Origin of the sequence: Candidatus Methanoprimaticola sp. MG2, from assembly GCF_047501175.1 — an archaeon.
GTDB lineage: Archaea > Thermoplasmatota > Thermoplasmata > Methanomassiliicoccales > Methanomethylophilaceae > Methanoprimaticola.
On sequence record NZ_JBEQWH010000022.1, the window covers coordinates 1 to 4,169 of the forward strand.

Annotated in this window: 4 protein-coding genes; 1 reads left to right on the forward strand and 3 read right to left on the reverse strand. The window is 59.2% G+C overall.

All coding sequences use genetic code 11. The annotated features are described in order from the left end of the window. Nucleotides 1–673: 673 nt before the first annotated feature. Nucleotides 674–1,879: an MFS transporter gene (locus V5D86_RS09510; protein ID WP_414596450.1), complete on the reverse strand. Its 1,206-nt coding sequence runs from the start codon at nt 1,877–1,879 to the stop codon at nt 674–676. 129 nt (nt 1,880–2,008) lie between these two features. Between V5D86_RS09510 and V5D86_RS09515 the strand changes: the two genes are divergently transcribed. Continuing rightward, nucleotides 2,009–2,431 carry a pyridoxamine 5'-phosphate oxidase family protein gene (locus V5D86_RS09515; RefSeq protein WP_414596451.1) on the forward strand — a complete coding sequence of 141 codons (423 nt, stop codon included), beginning with the start codon at nt 2,009–2,011 and terminating at the stop codon, nt 2,429–2,431. An 86-nt stretch (nt 2,432–2,517) separates the two neighbouring features. On the opposite strand, the gene V5D86_RS09520 is transcribed toward V5D86_RS09515, so the two are convergent. Next, nucleotides 2,518–2,694: a hypothetical protein gene (locus V5D86_RS09520; protein WP_414596452.1), complete on the reverse strand. Its 177-nt coding sequence runs from the start codon at nt 2,692–2,694 to the stop codon at nt 2,518–2,520. Between the two features lies 1 nt (nt 2,695). After that, nucleotides 2,696–4,063 (reverse strand): adenylosuccinate lyase, encoded by a 1,368-nt coding sequence (purB, locus tag V5D86_RS09525; RefSeq protein WP_414596453.1) that lies wholly within the window; start codon nt 4,061–4,063, stop codon nt 2,696–2,698. Nucleotides 4,064–4,169: the final 106 nt, after the last annotated feature.

Genomic DNA, 4,169 nt, shown 5'->3' on the forward strand with positions numbered 1-4,169 from the left:
CCTTTTCAGGGCCCTCATCGACACTGTCTGGCTGTCCTTTCTTCGAGGATTCCTCAGATTCAATCCGAAGTGATTCCACACATCAGAGATGTAAAAGGATATATCCATCGATTGACATCGTTATTTTCAGTGATGGGGGATAACGGTCCCCGGAGGGACCGGACACCTTGAGGGTGTCATTCTTCGTTACAAACGACTTACAACCAATCGATCTCGATTGACAGTCCGCCGATTGTCACGACAAGCCGGAACCCGCCATTCGGGTACCGGTAAAAGGAAAACATGCTTTCCCTCCTGCCGGAGCCACAAAGGGCACTTAGGTTCCGAGGTTCCACCGGACGCCAATCCACGGGAAACCTCGGACTGACCGCACCGGCAGGGGCATATCGGCTCCTTCTTCTTATACTTGCGTTCACGCATCCGATTAGGATTGGACACCCTCATCGGAGACACGGGAACCATCAAGCTTGACTTTGACGTCTGACTTTTCAGTTTGAAGCATTTTCTGGCAGTCCTGCGATTCGATTATTCTCCAGTTAGGCCTAGTTATCACCGATGTCTGGCGATCCATCCTGACCTCTCGGGCGTCTTTACCTCCCACAGCTTGACGGCACATCGGAAGCTCGAGACAATGAGACCATTCCGCACGACATGGGGCTCCCGCACATCGCGGTCAGTCGGAATCCTGCAGTATGTCCTTCCCGGGCCTGTTGCCGTGCCTCAGACCGTGTATCCCGAGGTACATGAGGAAGCTCACCAGCGAGACGAGGACGCACACCAGATACATCTCCCTGAAGCCGATGGCGGTTATGAGCAGACCCAGGACGGACGGGCCTATCCCCGTCCCCAGGTCGTTGAGCGCGGAGAACGTGGACGTCGTCACCCCGTACCTGCGGGGAGGCGTCCTCGATATCACGATGGACTGGCAGATGGAGAAGACGATCGACACTCCGATGCCTATTATGAACCCCGCACCGAGGAAGAGCACGGAGTTGGACGTGGTGGCGAATATCGTCATCCCGACCATGAACCCTAGGTATGCGGGGATGACCACCCTGTTAGGCCCCTTCCGGTCGTATATCTTCCCGGCGAAGATCCTGGACAGCAGCGTCCCTGCGGCAACTGCCAGATAGAAGTACGTGGCGGCCTCCACCATGTCTATCTCGTGGGCATAGGACGAGATGAACGAGAGGACCCCCGAGTACGAGAAGTAGAACACCATGACGGTCATCGCCAGGGGGACCGCCGAGAACTGGAAGAGATTGGAGAGCCTGAAGCTCCTGGCCTCCGCGGACTGCTCCTCAGTGAGGGTCTCCTCCGGCACGCGTATGACCAATGCCAGGAGCAGTGCGACCGTGTACATCACGGTGCCCATCGCGAACACGAGGTCGTAGTCCTGGTTGTTCCCCAGGGTCATGCCCACGAGCGGCCCGATGGCGCAGGAGAACGTGATGCTCAGGAAGAAGTATCCAAGCCCCTCGCCCCTCCTCTCCCTCGGCAGGAGCTTGGCGACGATGTCGGACGTGCATGTGCTGGATATCCCGTAGGCCATCCCGTGGACGAACCTCACGGCATACAGCATCGCCATCGAGGATACCAGGAAGTAGGACAGGGACATCACGACGGCCAGCGTCAGACCGGCGATCAGCATCCGCTTCCTTCCGACCAGCTCTATGTACTTCCCCGCGACTATGCGGGAGATCAGCCCTCCGATGACGTATATCCCTGCCGCCATGCCCCCTGTGGCGGGATCCGCCCCGAACGATATCGCCGCGAACCCCGTGATGTTGATGAGGAGCGTGAAATAGTTCAGGGAGCAACAGAACGAGATGATCGTATCGAGTGTGAAGTCCCTGGTGAAGATCCTCCCGTTCTCCATGGTCAGTACTTCATTTGTCCTGTATATAGATTATTCCCTGTGACCATGTCACATGTAGGATAGCCGTCTCCGGGAATGACGGGCGCCCGTTAGGTCTGCTATTTAAAGTACCGACACGATTCATCATACATGGCTGACACAACCAAGAAACAGCTGACCCCCGAGATGCTCGAGTGCATGAAGTCCATGCGCGTGTTCTCGCTCGCGACCGCAGACAAGAAGGGCGTCCCCAACGTCGTCCCCGTCGGGATGCTGTTCCCCGGAGAGGACGGGAACATCTGGATCATCGACAACTTCTTCTGCAAGACCCTGAAGAACCTGGAGGAGAACCCCATCGCGTCCTTCTACCTCTGGTCCCCCGAGTACAAGGCGGGATGCTGGCAGGTCAAGGGGAAGGTGAAGGTGTACGACTCCGGCGCGGACTACGAGAAGGCGGTCGCGATCGCCCACTCCAGGATGGAGACCGCACCCGCGAAGCACCTCGTGAAGATGTGCATCCAGTGCGTCTACAACGTCGCACCCGGACCCGATGCCGGGAAGAAAGTGCTCTGATCGAAGAATGAACGGGGCAGGGGAGGATGCCTCCCCGTCCCCGAACCGTTTTACCCGCCGTTCCGCCCAGTGCGGGCGGACGGCGGTCATTCGTCGTCGTCCATATCCTTGGGTTTGAGGAGCTGCGGGGCCATGCCCATCACCGCCCCGATCGGGATCAGGATGAGGCACAGCAGGTTCTGCGACTCGTAGTAGAAGAACGCGAACAGCGCTATGCCCACGATGAACCCGAGGATCAGGCCCTGGAACTGTCTCGCCTCCATCTCACTCGACCTTCCTTCCCACGACGTCCTCGGCGGCGGCGACCATCTTGTCGACGATCTCCCTCGCGCCTCCGACATAGTTCGAGGCGTCCATTGTGGCGATGATCTCGTCCCTGGTCAGGATTCCTTTGAGGTCCTCCCTCTCGAGCAGCACGTCCCTGAGGTGCCTCTTCTCATCCTCGGCGACCATCGCGGACGAGCGGATGATCTCGTGGGCATCCTGCCTGCCGATGCCCTTCTCGGTGAGCTTCATCATCAGGGGCTCGGCCATGACGAGCCCTCTGGAGGACTCGATGTTCTCGAGCATCCTGTCCCTGTGGACCTCGAGGCCGGAGTAGATCCAGTCGGCCTTCTTGAGGATCTCGTCGATCAGGATGAACACATGGGGCAGGGTGAACCTCTCGGTGGACGAGTTGCACAGGTCCCTCTCGTGCCACAGGATCTGGCTCTCGAACGCGGGGGTCACGAACCCGCGGACGACGCGTGCGAGGCCGCACACGTTCTCCGAGTTCATGGGGTTCCTCTTCTGGGCCATGGTGGAGCTCCCCACCTGCTTCGTCACGTCGAAGAACTCCGACGCCTCCGCGACCTCGGACCTCTGGAGGTTCCTGACCTCCGTGCAGTACCTCTCTAGGGACGCGGCGATGTTGGCCATGAGGCATATGGCCTCGGTGTACCTGTCGCGTCCGACGACCTGCGTCGCGGCGGGCTCATAGGTCAGACCGAGGTCCGCCATGACGCGGCGCTGGATCTCGAAGAAGTTCTTACCGAGCGCGGCCCCGGTACCAACGGCCCCGGCCATCTTCCCGGCGCAGACCCTCGGCATAGCCTCGACGATCCTCTCCCTGTGGCGGATCATCTCGGCGATGTACCCGGCGACCTTGAACCCATACGTGATGGGGATGGCGAACTGGGCGTGGGTCCTCCCGATCTCCAGGGTGTCCCTCTCCCTCTTCGCCAGTGCGGCGAACGTCATGATGAGGTTGTCGACGTCCTCGAGGACGATCTCCATGGCCGCCTTGAGCTGGAGGGCGGTGGCGGTATCGACGATGTCGTTGGATGTCGCGCCCAGGTGGACGTACTTCCCTGCGTCCCCCTCGCACTTCTCGGTCATGGCCTTGACCATGGCCATGAGGTCATGGCGGGTCTCCGACTCGATCTCCTTGATCCTGGAGATGCTGACGACGTTCAGGTCCGCGACACGGGTGATCTCCTTCGCCGCAGACTCGGAGATGGTCCCGAGAGAGGCGTGCGCCCTGGCGAGGGCGGCCTCCACAAGCATCTCGTTGAGGATGCGGCTGTCCTCGCTGAAAACGGCCTTCATGTCCTCGCGGCCGTAGCGGTAGTCCAAGGGACATACGTTGCTCATTTGAATCGTTGCGGCGATTGATTGGACATTATTAAAAGTGCGCCTTCCCATTAGTGTGTTTCCTAATTCCTCGATTCTGTAATTCAATCTGGTTGTTTCTTCAAAA